The following is a 15,957-nucleotide window of genomic DNA, read 5'->3' on the forward strand; positions in this document are numbered from 1 at the left end:
CCCGCCTGTACGAGGAGAGCCGGCGCCGGGAGATGTGGCTGCAGGCCTCGGCGGAGGTGACCACCAGCCTGCTGTCGGGAGCCGAACCGGATCAGGTACTGACCCTGATGGCACGCCGGGCCCGGGACCTGGCCGCCGCCGACATCACGATGATCATGCTTCCCGACGCGGCCCGTGAGGTCCTGCGAGTGATGATCACCGACGGCCCGGGTGCCGCCGGGCTCGACCGGGCCACGGTGGACGTCACGGACTCCCTCCCGGGCAGGGCCCTGCTGGGCGGTGAGCCGGTCATGGTCACCGATCTCGGCGAGGAGGACCTGCCCGCCGCCCTGACCCGGGACCTGACCGTGGGACCCGCCGCCGCGGTGCCGCTGGGCGCCGCCGGGGCGGTACGGGGTGTGCTGGTGCTGGGCAAGCGGCCGGGCCGCGTCCCGTTCAGCCACACCGAGCTGCGGACCCTGCACTCCTTCGCCGGGCAGGCCGCGGTCGCGCTGGAGCTGGCCGAGGCCCGCCAGGACGCCGAACGGCTGGGGCTGCTGGAGGACCGCGACCGGATCGCCAAGGACCTGCACGACGTCGTCATCCAGCGGCTCTTCGCCGTCGCCATGACCTTGATGAGCATCGTGCGGTTCGTCGAGCACCCCGAGGCCGCGGGCCGGCTCCAGCACGGCATCAACGAGCTGGACGAGACCATCCGGCAGATCCGTTCGACGATCTTCGCCCTGCAGACTCCCCGCCGGGACGACGAGCCCAGCCTGCGCGCGCGGATCGTGGAACTGGTCGAGGGCGCGCGCGGGCACCTGGGCTTCATGCCGGGCCTGCGGATGGAGGGGCAGCTCGACAACAAGGTACCCGCGCCGGTCGCCGAGCACCTGCTGGCCGTCCTGCGCGAGGCGCTGTCCAACATCGTGCGCCACGCCAAGGCGTCCAAGGCCGACGTCTTCACCGAGGCGGCCGGCGACCGGCTCACCCTCACCATCACCGACGACGGCGTCGGACTGCCCGGCGAGGGCAAGCGCAGCGGCCTGCGCAACATGGAGGAACGCGCCACCGCGCTCGGCGGCTCCTTCGAGGCCGGCTCCTCCCCGCGGGGAGGAGCCCGGCTGACCTGGCGCGTCCCCCTCACCTGACAGGCGGCGAGGCATCGGTGAGCACCCGCGGATCCCCGCCTCCGCACGCCTCGACGCTCTCCGGCCCCGGCCGGTGACCGGCCCGCGGACCGCAGGTCGCTGGTCCCGGTTCGCCGGGACCAGCGACCCTGGCCGGGGCGGGGCCGGTCGCGGTTGCATGAAGGTGAACCCCTTTCACCGGGGCCACGGGACGGATCACGGAGGATCCCATGACAGGTCGACAGCCGCTCTCTCGCATCCTGGTCGGCTTCGACGGTTCGGCCGCCGGGCGGGCGGCACTGAGCTGGGGTGCCCAGGAAGCCCGCCGCGGCGGCGCGGAACTGGTGGTCCTCCACGCGTGGGGCGACCACACACGGTGCCGGGCACCATACCTGCCCGGCCAGGCACCCACCGAGGAAGCGGACCGGAAGGCGATCGCCGAAACCGTCGTGGGCCAGGCGGTCGCGACCGTCCGAGCCGGGTGCCCGGAACTCACCGTGCGCCCGCTGCTCTGCCGCGACAGGGCCGCGCGGGCGCTGCCGCGCCATTCCGAGACGGCCGACCTCCTCGTCCTGGGAGGGCTCCGGCCGGCGGCGGGCGGCGGATACCTCGGCGCGACCCTGCGGGCCTGCCTCGCCCAGGCGGCCTGCCCCGTCGTCGTCGTCACCCCCGAGCAGGCCGACCGGGTACGGTACGCCGACATGCCCGCCCCGCGCCCCGCGATCGAGTCCACGACCGCGACGCCGCATCCGGCGCTCGCCTGACCGCGAGCCGCGCCCCCGCAGCGCCGGCGCCGCCTTCCACGCCCGGGCGCCGGAGAACTCCCCACCCGAGGGACAGGGGGATCGCGCGCCGGGAGCCGCGCCCCGGCGAGCCGCCCCACCCGCGCCGGGCCGGCGATCATCAGAGGTCGGGATCCCGGGCCCGGGGACGGAGGTCCCGGGGACAAAGGACCTTTACCGCTGGTCCCGTCCGGCTGCCCGCCGCTGTCATGGTGCCATGGGCACCATGAGGAGGATGTCATGATCGTAGTGGGAGTCGACGGCTCGCAGGCCGCGCTCGCGGCCGTGGGCTGGGCGGCGAGAGAGGCCACGGCCCGCGACGGTGCGCTGAGCATCGTGCACGCCATGCCCCCCTGGCCCCTGGAGATCTCCGAGGAGGACCGCTACGCCGAGGTGGGCCGCTGGATGCGCGAAGGGGCCACGTCCATGCTGGACGCGGCACTGGAGCGCGCCCGCCAGGAAGGTCCCCGGGTCGAGGCGCGGACGCGGCTGCTGGGCGGTGACCCGCGCACCATCTTGATCGAGTCCGCCGCGGACGCGGAACTCCTGGTGGTCGGCAACCAGGGGCTGGGGGGTTTCACGGGGATGCTGCTCGGTTCGGTCGCGCTGGGGGTCACCGGGCGGGCCGCCTGCCCGGTGGCCGTCGTCCGCGCCCCGGCCATCCCGCCGGGCGGAGAGGTGGTCGTCGGCGTCGACGGTTCGGCGGCGGGCGCGGACGCCCTGGGATTCGCCTTCGCCGAGGCGTCCCTGCGCGGCACCGGCCTGCGGGCGGTGCACGCCTGGAGCCGCCCGATCGCCGGCGGAGGCCCCTTCGCCCTGCGGGCCGCGGAGGAGACGGCCGAGGCCGAACGGCGCCTGCTGGCCGAGGCCCTGGCCGGTTGGAGCGAGCGCTACCCCGACGTCAAGGTCACCGAACAGCTCGAACACGGTCACCCGGCACGTGTCCTGGCCGAGGCCTCGGCCCACGCCGGCCTGCTGGTCGTCGGCTCACGCGGCCGCGGTGAGCTGGCCGGGCTGCTGCTGGGGTCGGTCAGCCATTCGCTGCTGCACCACGCCACCTGCCCTCTGGTCGTGACCCCGGCCCAGGCGTCTCCCGGCCTCTCCTGACCGGCCTTTTTCGACCGGCCCTCCCGGCCGGTGAGCGGCTCGGGTGATCGGCTCGGGCGCGGGACTCCCGGGCGCGAACCGTCCGGGAGTCCCGCGCCGGTCAGATGCTGGTGAGACCGTACGCCCGGAACTGGGCGTGGACCCGCTCCAGCAGCGCCTGTCCGGGGGGAAGCACGCCCGCCAGGGGAAAGGCCAGGCCGAGGCGCCGGTACTTCTCCGCGGCCATGCGGTGATAGGGCAGGACGTCGACGTGGTCGACGTTGCCCAGGCCGGCCACGAAGCGGGCGACACCGTCGACGTTGTCCGGGGCGTCGGTGAGGCCGGGGACCAGCACGAACCGGATCCAGGCCGGACGGCCCAGCCCGGCCAGGCGGCGGGCGAAGCGCAGGGTCGGCTCCAGCGAACCGCCGGTCAGCCGCCGGTAGCCGGCCGGGTCGGAGGACTTGATGTCGAGCAGTACCAGGTCGGTGTCGGCGAGCAGCGCGTCGGTGGCGCGCTCGCCCAGGAAACCCGAGGTGTCCAGGGCGGTGTGCAGGCCGCTCTCGTGGCAGCGGCGCAGCACCTCGGCGGTGAAGCCGGGCTGCAGCAGCGGCTCGCCGCCGCTGACGGTCACCCCGCCGCCCGCCACGGTGACGAACCGGCGGTACCTGTCCACCTCGGCCATGACCTCGTCGACGGTGACGCGGCGGCCGTCGCGCATCCGCCAGGTCTCGGGGTTCTGGCAGTACAGGCAGCGCAGCGGGCAACCGGCGGTGAACACCGTGAACCTGGTGCCGGGACCGTCGACGCCGATGGACAGGTCCCAGGAACTGACGACACCGGTGCCCGGCGGCGCGGGCGGCGGGCGAAGCTCGGCCTCGCCCTGCCGTATCACGGTTTCGCGGTCGCCGGTCGTCCGCTCGCGGCGTGCCGCCGGGTTCGCCGCGGCCTCCATCACAGCGACCCGTGGAAGGTACGGTCCACGACGTCCTGCTGCTGCTCACGGGTGAGACGGACGAAGTTCACCGCGTACCCCGAGACCCGGATGGTCAGCTGCGGATACCTCTCCGGGTGCTCCATCGCGTCCAGCAGCACGGCCCGGGTGAGGACGTTGACGTTCATGTGGAAGCCACCGGCGTCGACGTAGCCGTCGAGCACCCCGACCAGGTTGCCCACCCGTTCCCGGTCGGTACGGCCGAGCCCCTCGGGGGTGACGGTGTTGGTGAGCGAGATGCCGTCCTGGGCCTGGTCGTAGGGCAGCTTGGCGACCGACAGCGCGGAGGCGACCAGGCCGTGCCTGTCGCGGCCGTTCATCGGGTTGGCGCCGGGGGCGAACGGCTCGCCGGCGCGACGCCCGTCGGGGGTGTTGCCGGTGTGCTTGCCGTACACCACGTTGGAGGTGATGGTGAGCACCGACTGGGTGTGCTCGGCGCCACGGTAGGCGGGGTGGCGGCGGACCTTGGCCATGAACGAGCGCACCAGGTCCACGGCGATGTCGTCGGCGCGGTCGTCGTTGTTGCCGTAGGCGGGGAAGTCGCCCTCGATCTCGTAGTCGACGGCGAGCCCGCTCTCGTCGCGGATCACCCTCACCCGGGCGTGTTTGATCGCCGACAGGCTGTCGGCCGCCACCGACAGGCCGGCGATGCCGCAGGCCAGGGTGCGCTTGACCGGGTGGTCGTGCAGCGCCATCTCGATGCGCTCGTAGGAGTACTTGTCGTGCATGTAGTGGATGATGTTCAACGCCTCGACGTAGGTGCGGGCCAGCCAGTCCAGCATCACCCCGAACGCCGCGACGACCCGGTCGTAGTCGAGATACTCGCCGGTCAGCGGTGCCACGGCGGGGCCGACCTGTTTGCCGGTCATCTCGTCGCGGCCCCCGTTGATCGCGTACAGCAGGGTCTTGGCCAGGTTGACCCGGGCTCCGAAGAACTGCATCTGCCTGCCCACCGGGGCCGCGGAGACGCAGCAGGCGATGGCGGTGTCGTCGCCGTGGACGGGGCGCATCAGGTCGTCGGACTCGTACTGGACGGAGCTGGTCTCGATCGACAGGCGGGCGCAGAACCGCTTGAACGGCTCGGGCAGCCGCTGCGACCAGAACACGGTGAGGTTCGGCTCCGGTGCGGGACCGAGGTTGCGCAGCGTCTGCAGGTAGCGGTAGCTGGTGCGGGTCACCAGGGTCCGGCCGTCGGTGCCCATGCCGCCGATCGACTCGGTCACCCAGGTCGGGTCTCCGGAGAACAGCTGGTCGTATTCGGGGGTGCGCAGGAACCGGACGATCCGCAGCTTGATCACGAAGTCGTCGACGAGTTCCTGGGCCTCCCGCTCGGTGATCCGCCCTTCGTCGAGGTCCCGCTGCAGGTAGACGTCGAGGAAGGTGGAGGTGCGGCCCAGCGACATGGCCGCGCCGTTCTGCTCCTTCACCGCGGCGAGGTAGGCGAAGTACAGCCACTGGACCGCCTCGCGCGCGGTGGCCGCGGGCCGGGAGACGTCGTGGCCGTAGGAGGCCGCCATCTGGCGCAGCTCCTCCAGCGCGCGCAGCTGCTCGGCCAGCTCCTCCCGGTCGCGGATCACCGCGTCACCGGCGAAGGCGTCGTCCAGGCCGCGCAGCTCCGCCTCCTTGAAGGAGACGAGACGGGAGACGCCGTACAGGGCGACCCGCCGGTAGTCGCCGATGATCCGGCCCCGGCCGTAGGAGTCGGGCAGCCCGGTGATCACGCCCGAGCGGCGGGCCGCGCGGATCTCGGGGGTGTAGGCGTCGAAAACACCGTCGTTGTGGGTCTTGCGGTACCTGCTGAAGATCTCCCGCACCCGCGGGTCGAGCGTGTAGCCGTACGCGGCCAGGCCGTTGTCCACCATCCGCAGCCCACCGGCGGGCATGATGGCCCGCTTCAGCGGCGCGTCGGTCTGCAGGCCCACGATCAGCTCACGGGCACGATCGATGTAGCCGGGCCGGTGCGCCGTGATCGAGGACGGAGTCGAGACGTCGACGTCGTGGACGCCGCGCCGGCGCTCCTCGGGAAGCATCGCGGTGATCTTCTCCCACACCGCGAGGGTGCGGTCCGTCGGCCCCGCGAGGAACGACTCGTCCCCCTCGTAGGGGGTGTAGTTGGCCTGCACGAAGTCGCGGACGTCCGCGTGCGCGCGCCACGCCTCGCCACGGAAACCGCGCCAGGGCTCCGATGTCGCTTCTCGCCGTTCGGCCGACACGTCGGTTATGTCGTCTATGCCGGTCATGCCGGTCACGTTCGTCGCGCTCGTCATGCTCGTCATCGGAGAACTCCCTCGTCTCTCGTCCACACCTTCACTGTCGTCGCCCGCGCCGCCCGTCTCATCGGCCGGAGGTCACCGATGGGCGGGACCAACGTCCTCGCCGGACGGAGGGGATCCGGCGACGGCCGCGCGGCCGGCCTCCAGGCGAGCCACCGGCACCCGGTACGGCGAGCAGGAGACGTAGTCCAGGTTCGCGTCGTGGAAGAACCACACGGAGGCGGGGTCGCCGCCGTGTTCGCCGCAGACACCGATCCGCAGGCCGGGACGAGCGCTTCGCCCTTCCTCGACGGCCAGCTCGACCAGGCGGCCGATGCCGCGCCGGTCGATGGTCTCGAACGGCGAGGTCTCGAAAACGCCCAGGCGCAGATACTGCGGCAGGAACGAGGCCTCCACGTCGTCGCGGGAGAATCCCCAGGTCATCTGGGTCAGGTCGTTGGTGCCGAAGGAGAAGAACTCGGCCTGCCCGGCGATGTCACCGGCGGTGAGAGCCGCCCGGGGCACCTCGATCATCGTTCCGATCGGGATCGGTGGCGCGTCCTCGATCGCGGCCAGCACCCGCTCGGACTCGGCGCGGACCAGAGCCAGCTCGCGGACGTCGCCGACCAGCGGGACCATGATCTCCGGCCGTGGCGTCCCACCGTCCCGGACGCGGATGGCGGAGGCCTCGCCGATGGCGCGGACCTGCATGGCGAACAGGCCGGGGACGGTCAGGCCGAGCCGGACACCGCGCAACCCGAGCATCGGGTTGCTCTCGTGCATTCTCCGTACCGCGGCCAGCAGCGCCCGCTCGCGGCCGGTCACGGCGCCGAGCAACTCCTCCAGCGGGGGAAGGAACTCGTGCAGGGGCGGATCGAGCAGCCGGATGGTGACCGGAAGCCCGTCCATGGCCGCCAGCACCTCGACGAAGTCGGCCCGCTGCAACGGCAGAAGCTCCTCCAGCACCGCCCGGACCTCCTCCTCGCCCTCGGCCAGGATGAGGCGCTCCACCAGGGCGCGCCGCGGGCCGAGGAACATGTGCTCGGTCCGGCACAGCCCGATCCCGGCGGCGCCGAACCTGCGGGCGCGGGCCGCGTCCTCGGCGGTGTCGGCGTTGGCCCGCACGTCCAGGCGGCGCAGCGTGTCCGCGTGGGCGAGGAGCCTGCCGACGGCCGGGACGAGCGGCCCCGACCCGGCATCGAGATCGCCTTCGAGGTGACGCACGACCGGCGACGGGGTCACGGGCAACTCACCCAGGTACACCGTTCCGGTGGTGCCGTCCACGGAGATCATGTCGCCCTCGCGGACGGTCACGGAGCCGGCCCGGAACAGCCGGCCCTCCGGATCGACCTCAAGGGCGCCGGCACCGCAGACGCAGGTGCGGCCCATGCCGCGGGCGACGACGGCGGCGTGCGAGGTCTTGCCGCCGCGGCTGGTCAGGATGCCGCGGGCGGCGAGCATGCCGGGCAGGTCGTCGGGATTGGTCTCGCGCCGGACCAGGATGACCGGGCCGGTGGCCTCGGCGGCACGGCGGGAGTCGAACACGGCCCGGCCCGAGGCGGCCCCGGGAGAGGCGGGCACACCGACGGCGATCGGCCCGGGCGAGCCCGACAGGTCGAAGCGGGGGAACATGAGCCGGCCGAGCTGGACGCCGTCGACGCGCCGCAGCGCCTCGTCGAGATCGATGACCCCCTCGTCGACGAGCTGGGCGGCGATGACGAAGGCGGCGTCGGCGGTCCGCTTGCCGACCCGGGTCTGCAGCATCCACAACCTGCCGTCCTCGATGGTGAACTCGATGTCGCACAGGTCGCGGTAACGGCGTTCCAGCACGTCCATCGCCCGCACCAGCTCGTCGAAACAGCGACGGTCCAGCCGGGCGAGCTCCTGCAGGGGCAGGGTGTCGCGGATGCCGGCCACCACGTCCTCGCCTTGGGCGTCCGGCAGGTAGTCGCCGTAGACGCCGCGCGCGCCGGTCGCGGGATCGCGGGTGAAGGCGACGCCGGTGCCCGATCCGGTGCCGCGGTTGCCGTACACCATGGCCATGACGTTGACGGCGGTGCCCAGGTCGTCGGGGATGTGCTCGGCGCGCCGGTAGAGACGGGCGCGCTCGGTGTTCCAGGAGCGGAAGACGGCCAGCACGGTGTTGCCGAGCTGCTCGACCGGGTCCTGCGGGAAGCTGGCACCGGTGTGCGCGCGGAAGATCTCCTTGTAGGTCCCCACCAGCTCGCGCAGGTCGGCGGCGGTCAGCTCCGGATCGGAGGCGACCCCGCGCCCGCGGCGCGCCGCCGCCAGCGCGCTCTCGAACGCGGAGCCCGCGATGCCCTCGACGGTCGAGCCGTACATGGAGATGAGCCGCCGGTAGCAGTCCCACGCGAAGCGTTCGCCGCCGGAGGCGGCCAGCCCGGCGACGGTCGCGTCGGTGAGACCGATGTCCAGGACGGTCTCCATCATGCCGGGCATGGAGAAGCGGCCGCCGGAGCGGACCGACAGCAGCAGCGGGTCGCCGGGGTCGCCGAACCCCCGGTTCATCGTCTTCTCGATCCGCCGCAGGTGGGTGGCCATCTCGTCGTCGAGTTCCGCCGGGGCCACGCCCTCCGCCAGGTAGGAGCGGCAGGCCTCGGTGGTGACGGTGAAACCGGGCGGGACGGGCAGGCCCAGCCGGGTCATCTCGGCCAGGTTGGCGCCCTTGCCGCCGAGCAGGTCCTTCATGTCCTTGTCGCCGTCCGCGAAGTCGTACACGTAGGTGCGCATCGCGCGTCGCCTCCATTCGGTTCGTGTGGTGCGAGAAGGCGGCCGAAGCGGCGGCTCCGGCCGCCGGGGCCGGGATCAGCGCCTCCCGTGGTAGGCGGCGCGCATGAGGTCGCGCATGTCGTCGAGCATCGGCATCCGGGGGTTGGCCGGGGCGCACTGGTCCTCGTAGGCGTTGCGGGCCTGCTCGGGGAGCGCGGTCAGGAAGGCCGACTCCTCGACGCCGAGGTCACGGAAGGACGACGGGATGCCCACGGCCCCGCGGAGCCCCTCGACGGCGGCGGCCAGGGACTCCACGCCCTCGGCGGGGGTGGCGGCGGGCAGGCCGAGCGCCCGGGCGATCTCCTGGAACCGTTCGGGGGCGCGGTAGTGCTCGTACTTCGGCCAGCCCGACAGCTTGGCGGGAACCGTCCCGTTGTAGCGGATCACGTGGGGGAGCAGGATGGCGTTGGTCCGCCCGTGCGCCACGTGGAAGGTCGCGCCGAGCGTGTGCGACATGGCGTGCACGATGCCCAGGAAGGCGTTGCCGAAGGCCATCCCGGCGATGGTGCCGGCGTTGTGCATCCGCTCCCTGGCGGCCGGGTCGGCGGCGCCGCGGCTCACCGCGCGCTCCAGGTTGGCGAAGACCAGTTTGATCGCGTGCAGCGCCAGGCCGTCGGTGAAGTCACTGGCATACACCGACACGTACGCCTCGACGGCGTGGGTGAGGGCGTCGAAGCCGCTGTCGGCGGTGACCGCGGCCGGCAGGTCCGCGGCCAGGACGGGGTCGACGATGGCGACGCTCGGGGTGAGCGCGTAGTCGGCCAGCGGGTACTTCTTGCCGGTGGCGGTGTCGGTGATCACCGCGAACGGGGTGACCTCGGCGCCGGTGCCCGACGTCGTCGGCACGCACACCAGCCGCGCCAGCTCGCCCAGTGTCGGGAACGTGAAGGCGCGCTTGCGGATGTCGAAGAACTTCTGCCTCATGTCGTCGAAGACGACCTCGGGGTGCTCGTAGCGCAGCCACATCACCTTGGCCGCGTCCATCGCCGACCCGCCACCCAGCGCGATGATGGTGTCGGGCCGGAACGCGCGCATCAGTGCGGCGCCCCGGTCGACGGTGGCCACGCTCGGCTCCGGCTCGACGTCGTCGATGATCTGCAGCGCGACCCGCTCCGGACGCCGGCCCAGCACGGTGAGAACGCGGTCGACGTATCCCAGGCGGGTCATCGTCGGATCGGTCACGATGCTCACCCGGTGCACCCCGGGCATGTCGACCAGATAGCGGATCGCGTGCGGCTCGAAGTAGACCTTCGCCGGGACCTTGAACCACTGCAGGTTGTTGGTGCGCCGGCCGATCCGCTTGATGTTGAGCAGGTCGACCGCCGAGACGTTGTGGGAGACCGAGGTGCGGCCGTAGCTGCCGCAGCCCAGGGTCAGTGATGGGACGAACGCGTTGTACATGTCACCGATGCCGCCCTGCGAGGACGGCGCGTTCCAGATGATCCGCACCGCCTTGACCCGCATGCCGAACTCCTCGGCCAGGTCCTCGTCGCGGGTGTGGATCGCGGCACTGTGTCCCAGACCGCCGAACTCCACCATCCGCTCGGCCGTCACGATCGCCTCCTCGCGGCTGCCGGCCCGCAGCACCGCCAGTACCGGGCACAGCTTCTCCCTGGTCAGCGGTTCGGCGGGGCCGACCTCGGCGACCTCGGCGAGGATGACCGAGGTGCCGTCGGGCACCGTGAACCCGGCCTGCTCGGCGATCCAGCCCGCCGACCGGCCCACGGCGTCGGCGTTGATCCTCGCCTGCGCGCACGACTCGCCGCCCGCCGCCGCGCCGAACAGGAACGCCTCCAGCTTGCGCTTCTCCTCGGCGTCGGCCAGGTGCGCGTGCAGGACGGCGAACTCGGCGAGCGCGTCCTCGTACACCGCGTCGTCGAGGATCACGGCCTGCTCCGAGGCGCAGATCATGCCGTTGTCGAAGGACTTGGAGAGCACGATGTCGTTGACCGCGCGGCGCAGGTCCGCGGTGGCCTCCACGTACGCGGGCACGTTGCCGGCGCCCACCCCGAGGGCGGGCTTGCCCGCCGAGTATGCCGCCCGCACCATGCCGTTGCCGCCGGTGGCCAGGATCGTCGACACGCCGTCGTGACGCATCAGCGCGGTCGTCGCCGCCAGAGACGGCCGCTCGACCCACTGCACGCAGTGCTCGGGCGCGCCCGCCGCGACCGCGGCGTCCCGCACGATCCTGGCCGCGGCGGCGCTGCACTCCTGGGCGGCGGGGTGGAAGGCGAACACGATCGGGTTGCGGGTCTTCAGCGCGATCAGCGCCTTGAAGATCGTGGTGGAGGTCGGGTTGGTGACCGGGGTGATCCCGCAGACGACGCCCACGGGTTCGGCGATCTCCACCAGCCCGCTGATGTCGTCGCGCGCGATGACGCCGACGGTCTTGAGGGGGGCCATGTCGTCGGTGACGTGCTCGCAGGCGAAGATGTTCTTGACCGCCTTGTCCTCGAACACGCCGCGCCCGGTCTCGGCGACGGCCCGCTCGGCGAGCTCCGCGTGTTCGTCCAGCGCGGCGACGGACGCCTTCTTGACGATGTGGTCGATCTGCTCCTGGTCGAAGGCGCCGTAGTCGTCCAACGCCTTCAGCGCGTTCCCCACCAGGGTGTCGATCATCTCGGTGACGGCGGTCGGGACGTGTGCGACCTGGTCGGCCATGCGGATCACCTCGGGCGTCTCGGTCTTGTGGTCGTCTTCAGAATCCCGGTCGCGCACCCGGTGTACCGGAGCCGAAAGGCACCTTCGTCCGGGACTTTGGCCTCCGGGGCCGCGGCCGGGCACCGGCCGGTCTGAGGAGGACGAAGGAGGAGGACCCACGCGCGTCGTCAATGCCGTGATCGGGCCGCTGTGGTCTTCCCGGCACGCCCTGCCCGTGTGAGCGGTCTGGCCGGGACCCGGTGAGAGGGTCCCGGCCAGGGCCATGAGGAGACAGGGGCGACGAGGAGGCGGGAGAGAGGAGGAGGCAGGGCCGGCCGGTTCAGCCTCCGCTCCAGGTGTTGTCGTCCTCCTTCCACCGCACCTCGTTCACCACGTCGACGACGCCGTTGATGCGGCCGGTCATCCGGGCCGCTATGTCGGCTTCGCTGCGACGTTCCATGGTGCCGGTCAGGGTGACGACACCGTGGTCGACCCGGACGTGGACCTGCTGGGTGTCCACCCACAGGGAGCGGCCGAGGACCTCTTCGCGCACCTCGTCGGCGATGTCGGAGTCGGGCCGGACGAAAACCCTGATCAGGTCGCGGCGGCTGACGATGCCCACCAGGCGGCCGTCCCGGTCGACGACCGGGAGCCGCTTGATCCCGTGTTCCTCCATGAGCCTGGCGGCGCCGACCGTAGGTGTCTCCTTGGTGACCGTGACCGCGGGGGAGGTCATCAGCTCGGTGGCGATGTCGCCCCGCGCCCTGGCCTTCAGGTCGCGGCCCTCGGGGTTCAGCCGGTGCCGCAGCCGGGCGCGCAACGGCGGCTGGTAGCCCTCACGGTAGTACTGCTCCCGGAACTCCTCCTTGGCGAGCAGATCCGCCTCGGAGACGACGCCGATGACCCTGCCGTCCCCGTCCACGACGGGAACCGCGCTCACCGCGTGCGCGATGAGCGTCTCGGCGATGTCCTTGAACGGTGTGTCGGCGGTGACCAGCGCCACGTTCCTGGTCATGACGTTCTCTACGTTGGTGCGCATGGCATGTTCTCCACCTGTGATGGTGCGGGCCCGCTCGCCCGAACGGGCCCGCCGGGTGTGTTACCTGGTGGTGCGGGCCTTGCCGACGGGGATGCGGACGCCCGCGCCCTTGTTGTCGTCGAGCTTCACACTGATCTCCAGGAGGCCCTTGTCGTAGCTCGCCTTGATGTCCTTGGGGTCCGCGCCCGGGGGCAGGACGATGGAGCGGGTGAGCGCGCCGTAGCGGAACTCGGTGCGGTGCGCGTCCTTCTCCTCGTGGTGCCGTTCGGCGTGGATGGACAGGACGTCGTTGGTGAGGGTGATCTCAAGATCCTTGTCAGGGTCGATACCGGGGAGTTCGGCCAGCAGAACGTACCTGCCGTCCTTGACGTAGTCCTCGAACCGGATCGAGGGGCCGATCGCCGGGCGGAACCCCGCCAGCGGTCCTTCGAGCCAGTCGAAGATCTCCGGAAACAGTCCTTTCGGCTCCCTGCGGGTGAGTGTGGTCATCTGCCCACCTCCATGATCTTCTTGTGCTTCTCACCTCCATCCCACGCCTGGTGGGTGGCCGGATGTAGGGCCGGAGGTCCCCAGCTCGGCCGCCATTGGTCGTTGTCGCCGGAGGTACTTCGGGGCGGGGGCGGACCCTGGCGGGGCCCCTCCTGTTTGGCGTGGCCCTGTCGGCCCTGTCGGCCCTGTCGGCCTCGCCGGCCCGGATCGGGGACATCCGGCCGGGGGCCCGGGGGTGATCATCACATCGAAGGCGGCCGAGACGGCTCCAGCCGAGCGGTTTCTTCCGGTCACGGAGGGTTCTTCCGGTTACGGAGATTTCTTCCGATCAGGTGCCGGGCCGGTGACGGCCGCGAGTGCCGGGGCCGGTGGGACGGAAGGGTCCGCGGGACGTCGGGACGACTCCAGGGGCGGGAAAGCCCTGGGCGGGTGTCAGATTTCCCGTTCGTCCCGCTCGTCGTGCTCGTCGTCTTGGGATGTGAGGCGGCGGCCGGTGATGTGTTCGGCGCGGACCAGGATGTAGTGGTCGCGGCTGCCTGGTGCCCAGGTGTGCAGGGGGAGGGTGGACAGGTGTTGGATCTCGTGGGGTTCGTGTGCGGCGCGGGCGGGTCCGATGGCGGTGACCGACCAGCCGGTGTGGGTGGTGGGGTCGAAGTCGTCGGCTTCGAAGGCGACGATGGCGCCGCTGGTCGCGGCGGCGAGTTTGGAGCCGATGCCGGTGCGGATCACGATGTCCTGGCCGTCGAGGACGAAGTTGACCGGTTGTACCGCGGGCAGGGCCCGGTCGGTGAACACGATGCGCCCGATCGAGGCCGACGCCAGGAGCGCGAGGCACTCCTGGCGCGAGAGGATCTGCAGACCTGCCGAGTCGAGCTTCATGCCCTTCAGGCTGCCCTCGCGTTCCACGAGAACGTTAGGGACGAAAGTCCCCCGCGTCACCGACGATCTGCCCTCAGGCGGGCGGCCATGGCCGCCACCTGGGTGCGCCGCTGCATGTCGAGCTTGCTCAGAAGGTTGGAGACGTAGTTCTTGACCGTTTTCTCGGCGAGGAACATCCGCTCGCCGATCTGCCGGTTGGTCAGGCCCTCGCCGATCAACTCCAGGATCTGCCGCTCCTGATCCGACAGGGCGGCCAGCGGGTCCTTCCTCGCCGCCTGGTCGCGCAGGCGCGCCAGCATCGAGGCCGTGGTCTGCGGATCCAGCAGCGACTGCCCGGAGGCGACCGTGCGGACCGCCCCCACCAGGTCCGAGCCGTGGATCTGCTTGAGCACATACCCCGAGGCCCCGGCCATGACCGCGTCGAACAAAGCGTCGTCGTCGGCGTAGGAGGTCAGCATCAGACACGCCAGGCCGGGCAGCTGGGAGCGGACCTCGCGGCACACGTCGACACCGTTGCCGTCGGGCAGGCGGACGTCGAGCACGGCGACGTCGGGCTTGAGGGCGGGGATGCGGGCGATGGCCGACTCGGCGGTGCCGGCCTCGCCGATCACCTCGATGTCGTCCTCGGAGTCGAGTAGCGCGGCGACACCGCGCCGTACCACCTCGTGGTCGTCCACCAGGAAAACGCGAATCATGCTTCGCACGTTAGTCCCCTTTGGCAGGTGCCGGTAGGGACCAAGGACCCGCGTGTCACGTCGGCGGCCGGTGGGACCCGGCACGACGGCGAGGACCGAAAGCCCCTGTCCTCAGGCGGTGTGAGGCGGGACCTGTGGCCCTGGGGCGGGCCTGCCGGGCAGGGGTCTGATGGGGGAGAGGGGACGTTCGGCGCCACGCCTACCGCGCTGTGGCGGTCGTCCGCTCCTGGCGACACCCGGATCACGGGGACGTTCGAAGGACTGGCGAGAGTTGGGGAGAAGAAGATGTCGATCGTCGTGAGTGACGTGATGGGCCGCACCGCCATCGCGGTGCGGCAGGATGCGGGGTTCGCCGAGATCGTGGCCGTGATGAGGCGCTTCGCCGTGGGCGCGGTGACGGTCGTCGACGCGGACCGTCGCCCGGTCGGGGTGGTGTCCCAGGACGACCTGCTGCTCAAGGAGAGCGACCCGGTGCGCCACAGCATCTCCATCTTCGAGAGCGCCGGCCGCCGCCGCGAGCACCACAAGGCCACGGCGGTCCTGGCCAAGGACCTGATGACCTCACCCGCGATCACCGTCACCCCGGGCATGCCCGCCAGGGACGCGGCCCGGCTCATGCACGACAGGAGGATCCAGCAGCTCCCGGTGATCGACCCGGTCACCGGCCGCCTCGCCGGCGTCCTGCACCGGGCGGACCTGCTGCGCGTCTTCGACCGCCCCGAGGCCGAGCTGCGCGCCGAGGCCGAAACCGTCGCCCGCGACCTGACCGCCACCGGATCCGAGGTGAGCATCGGCGTCGAGAACGGCGTGGTGACCCTCGACGGTGAGGTCGAACGCCACTCGCAGGTCGTCCAGCTCGTCCAGGCGATCCGCCGGCTCGAAGGCGTCATCGACGTCACCTCACGGCTCGGGCACGGCGACGACGACCTGATCGTCGTGCCGCCCCTGCTGTAGAACGCCGCCGCGGAAGGGGCGTGCGCCGATCGCGAAAAGGCCGAAAGTCCCGCGGGCGCGGTTCGTACGGCACTGTGGCCGGGCTCCGGGAGACGGTGTGATGAGGACGACACGAAGACCGCCGAACACCGCGGACCGCACGGAACTACTCGGAAAGGGGAGCCGTCATGGCCACCACTCACGGACACGACGTTCACACCAAGCCGGTCACGGGCGCCGTCCCCGCACAGACCGTTCCCGCACAGACT

At 71.6% G+C, this 15,957-nt stretch carries 12 protein-coding genes; 4 read left to right on the plus strand and 8 right to left on the minus strand.

What is annotated here, in order from left to right:
- The 3 genes from ACFFRH_RS43500 to ACFFRH_RS43510 all read left to right on the plus strand — a co-directional run.
- The coding region (locus ACFFRH_RS43500; protein WP_386164012.1) for a GAF domain-containing sensor histidine kinase at nt 1–1,130 on the plus strand (1,130 nt) is incomplete at its 5' end.
- A 209-nt stretch (nt 1,131–1,339) separates the two neighbouring features.
- Nucleotides 1,340–1,873 (plus strand): universal stress protein, encoded by a 534-nt coding sequence (locus ACFFRH_RS43505; protein ID WP_344745583.1) that lies wholly within the window; start codon nt 1,340–1,342, stop codon nt 1,871–1,873.
- 258 nt (nt 1,874–2,131) lie between these two features.
- Complete coding sequence (locus ACFFRH_RS43510) at nt 2,132–2,998, plus strand: universal stress protein (RefSeq protein ID WP_344745582.1); 867 nt, start codon at nt 2,132–2,134, stop codon at nt 2,996–2,998.
- 100 nt (nt 2,999–3,098) lie between these two features.
- Here ACFFRH_RS43510 and pflA read toward each other — a convergent pair whose 3' ends face one another.
- From pflA to ACFFRH_RS43550, 8 genes are all read right to left on the minus strand, one after another.
- Complete coding sequence (gene pflA, locus ACFFRH_RS43515; protein WP_386164015.1) at nt 3,099–3,932, minus strand: pyruvate formate-lyase-activating protein; 834 nt, start codon at nt 3,930–3,932, stop codon at nt 3,099–3,101.
- The gene (pflB, locus tag ACFFRH_RS43520) at nt 3,932–6,247 is read right to left on the minus strand and encodes a formate C-acetyltransferase (protein WP_446697434.1); all 2,316 of its coding nucleotides are present in this window, start codon (nt 6,245–6,247) and stop codon (nt 3,932–3,934) included. Before pflB ends, pflA begins: the two co-directional genes overlap by 1 nt.
- 72 nt (nt 6,248–6,319) lie before the next feature.
- Nucleotides 6,320–8,974, minus strand: coding sequence for a pyruvate, phosphate dikinase (gene ppdK, locus ACFFRH_RS43525; protein WP_386164020.1), 2,655 nt, complete (start codon nt 8,972–8,974; stop codon nt 6,320–6,322).
- Between the two features lie 75 nt (nt 8,975–9,049).
- The gene (gene adhE, locus ACFFRH_RS43530; protein WP_344745580.1) at nt 9,050–11,674 is read right to left on the minus strand and encodes a bifunctional acetaldehyde-CoA/alcohol dehydrogenase; all 2,625 of its coding nucleotides are present in this window, start codon (nt 11,672–11,674) and stop codon (nt 9,050–9,052) included.
- A 319-nt stretch (nt 11,675–11,993) separates the two neighbouring features.
- A complete protein-coding gene (locus ACFFRH_RS43535; RefSeq protein ID WP_344745578.1) occupies nt 11,994–12,692 on the minus strand; it encodes a CBS domain-containing protein in 699 nt (232 codons plus the stop codon).
- A gap of 60 nt (nt 12,693–12,752) precedes the next feature.
- Complete coding sequence (locus tag ACFFRH_RS43540) at nt 12,753–13,181, minus strand: Hsp20/alpha crystallin family protein (RefSeq protein ID WP_344745577.1); 429 nt, start codon at nt 13,179–13,181, stop codon at nt 12,753–12,755.
- 432 nt (nt 13,182–13,613) lie between these two features.
- Nucleotides 13,614–14,060, minus strand: a complete 447-nt coding sequence (locus ACFFRH_RS43545; protein WP_386164023.1) for a pyridoxamine 5'-phosphate oxidase family protein — start codon at nt 14,058–14,060, stop codon at nt 13,614–13,616.
- 56 nt (nt 14,061–14,116) lie between these two features.
- Nucleotides 14,117–14,755, minus strand: coding sequence for a response regulator transcription factor (locus ACFFRH_RS43550; RefSeq protein WP_344745575.1), 639 nt, complete (start codon nt 14,753–14,755; stop codon nt 14,117–14,119).
- A 285-nt stretch (nt 14,756–15,040) separates the two neighbouring features.
- Between ACFFRH_RS43550 and ACFFRH_RS43555 the strand changes: the two genes are divergently transcribed.
- A complete protein-coding gene (locus tag ACFFRH_RS43555; RefSeq protein WP_344745574.1) occupies nt 15,041–15,709 on the plus strand; it encodes a CBS domain-containing protein in 669 nt (222 codons plus the stop codon).
- Nucleotides 15,710–15,957: the final 248 nt, after the last annotated feature.

This window comes from Streptosporangium vulgare, assembly GCF_042428775.1.
GTDB classification, from domain to species: domain Bacteria; phylum Actinomycetota; class Actinomycetes; order Streptosporangiales; family Streptosporangiaceae; genus Streptosporangium; species Streptosporangium vulgare.

Coding starts and splice junctions, on each gene's coding strand:
- ACFFRH_RS43505 (WP_344745583.1), top strand. CDS start 1,340: ATGACAGGTCGACAGCCGCTCTCTCGCATCCTGGTCGGCTTCGACGGT.
- ACFFRH_RS43510 (WP_344745582.1), top strand. CDS start 2,132: ATGATCGTAGTGGGAGTCGACGGCTCGCAGGCCGCGCTCGCGGCCGTG.
- pflA (WP_386164015.1), bottom strand. CDS start 3,932: ATGGAGGCCGCGGCGAACCCGGCGGCACGCCGCGAGCGGACGACCGGC.
- pflB (WP_446697434.1), bottom strand. CDS start 6,247: ATGACGAGCATGACGAGCGCGACGAACGTGACCGGCATGACCGGCATA.
- ppdK (WP_386164020.1), bottom strand. CDS start 8,974: ATGCGCACCTACGTGTACGACTTCGCGGACGGCGACAAGGACATGAAG.
- adhE (WP_344745580.1), bottom strand. CDS start 11,674: ATGGCCGACCAGGTCGCACACGTCCCGACCGCCGTCACCGAGATGATC.
- ACFFRH_RS43535 (WP_344745578.1), bottom strand. CDS start 12,692: ATGCGCACCAACGTAGAGAACGTCATGACCAGGAACGTGGCGCTGGTC.
- ACFFRH_RS43540 (WP_344745577.1), bottom strand. CDS start 13,181: ATGACCACACTCACCCGCAGGGAGCCGAAAGGACTGTTTCCGGAGATC.
- ACFFRH_RS43545 (WP_386164023.1), bottom strand. CDS start 14,060: ATGAAGCTCGACTCGGCAGGTCTGCAGATCCTCTCGCGCCAGGAGTGC.
- ACFFRH_RS43550 (WP_344745575.1), bottom strand. CDS start 14,755: ATGATTCGCGTTTTCCTGGTGGACGACCACGAGGTGGTACGGCGCGGT.
- ACFFRH_RS43555 (WP_344745574.1), top strand. CDS start 15,041: ATGTCGATCGTCGTGAGTGACGTGATGGGCCGCACCGCCATCGCGGTG.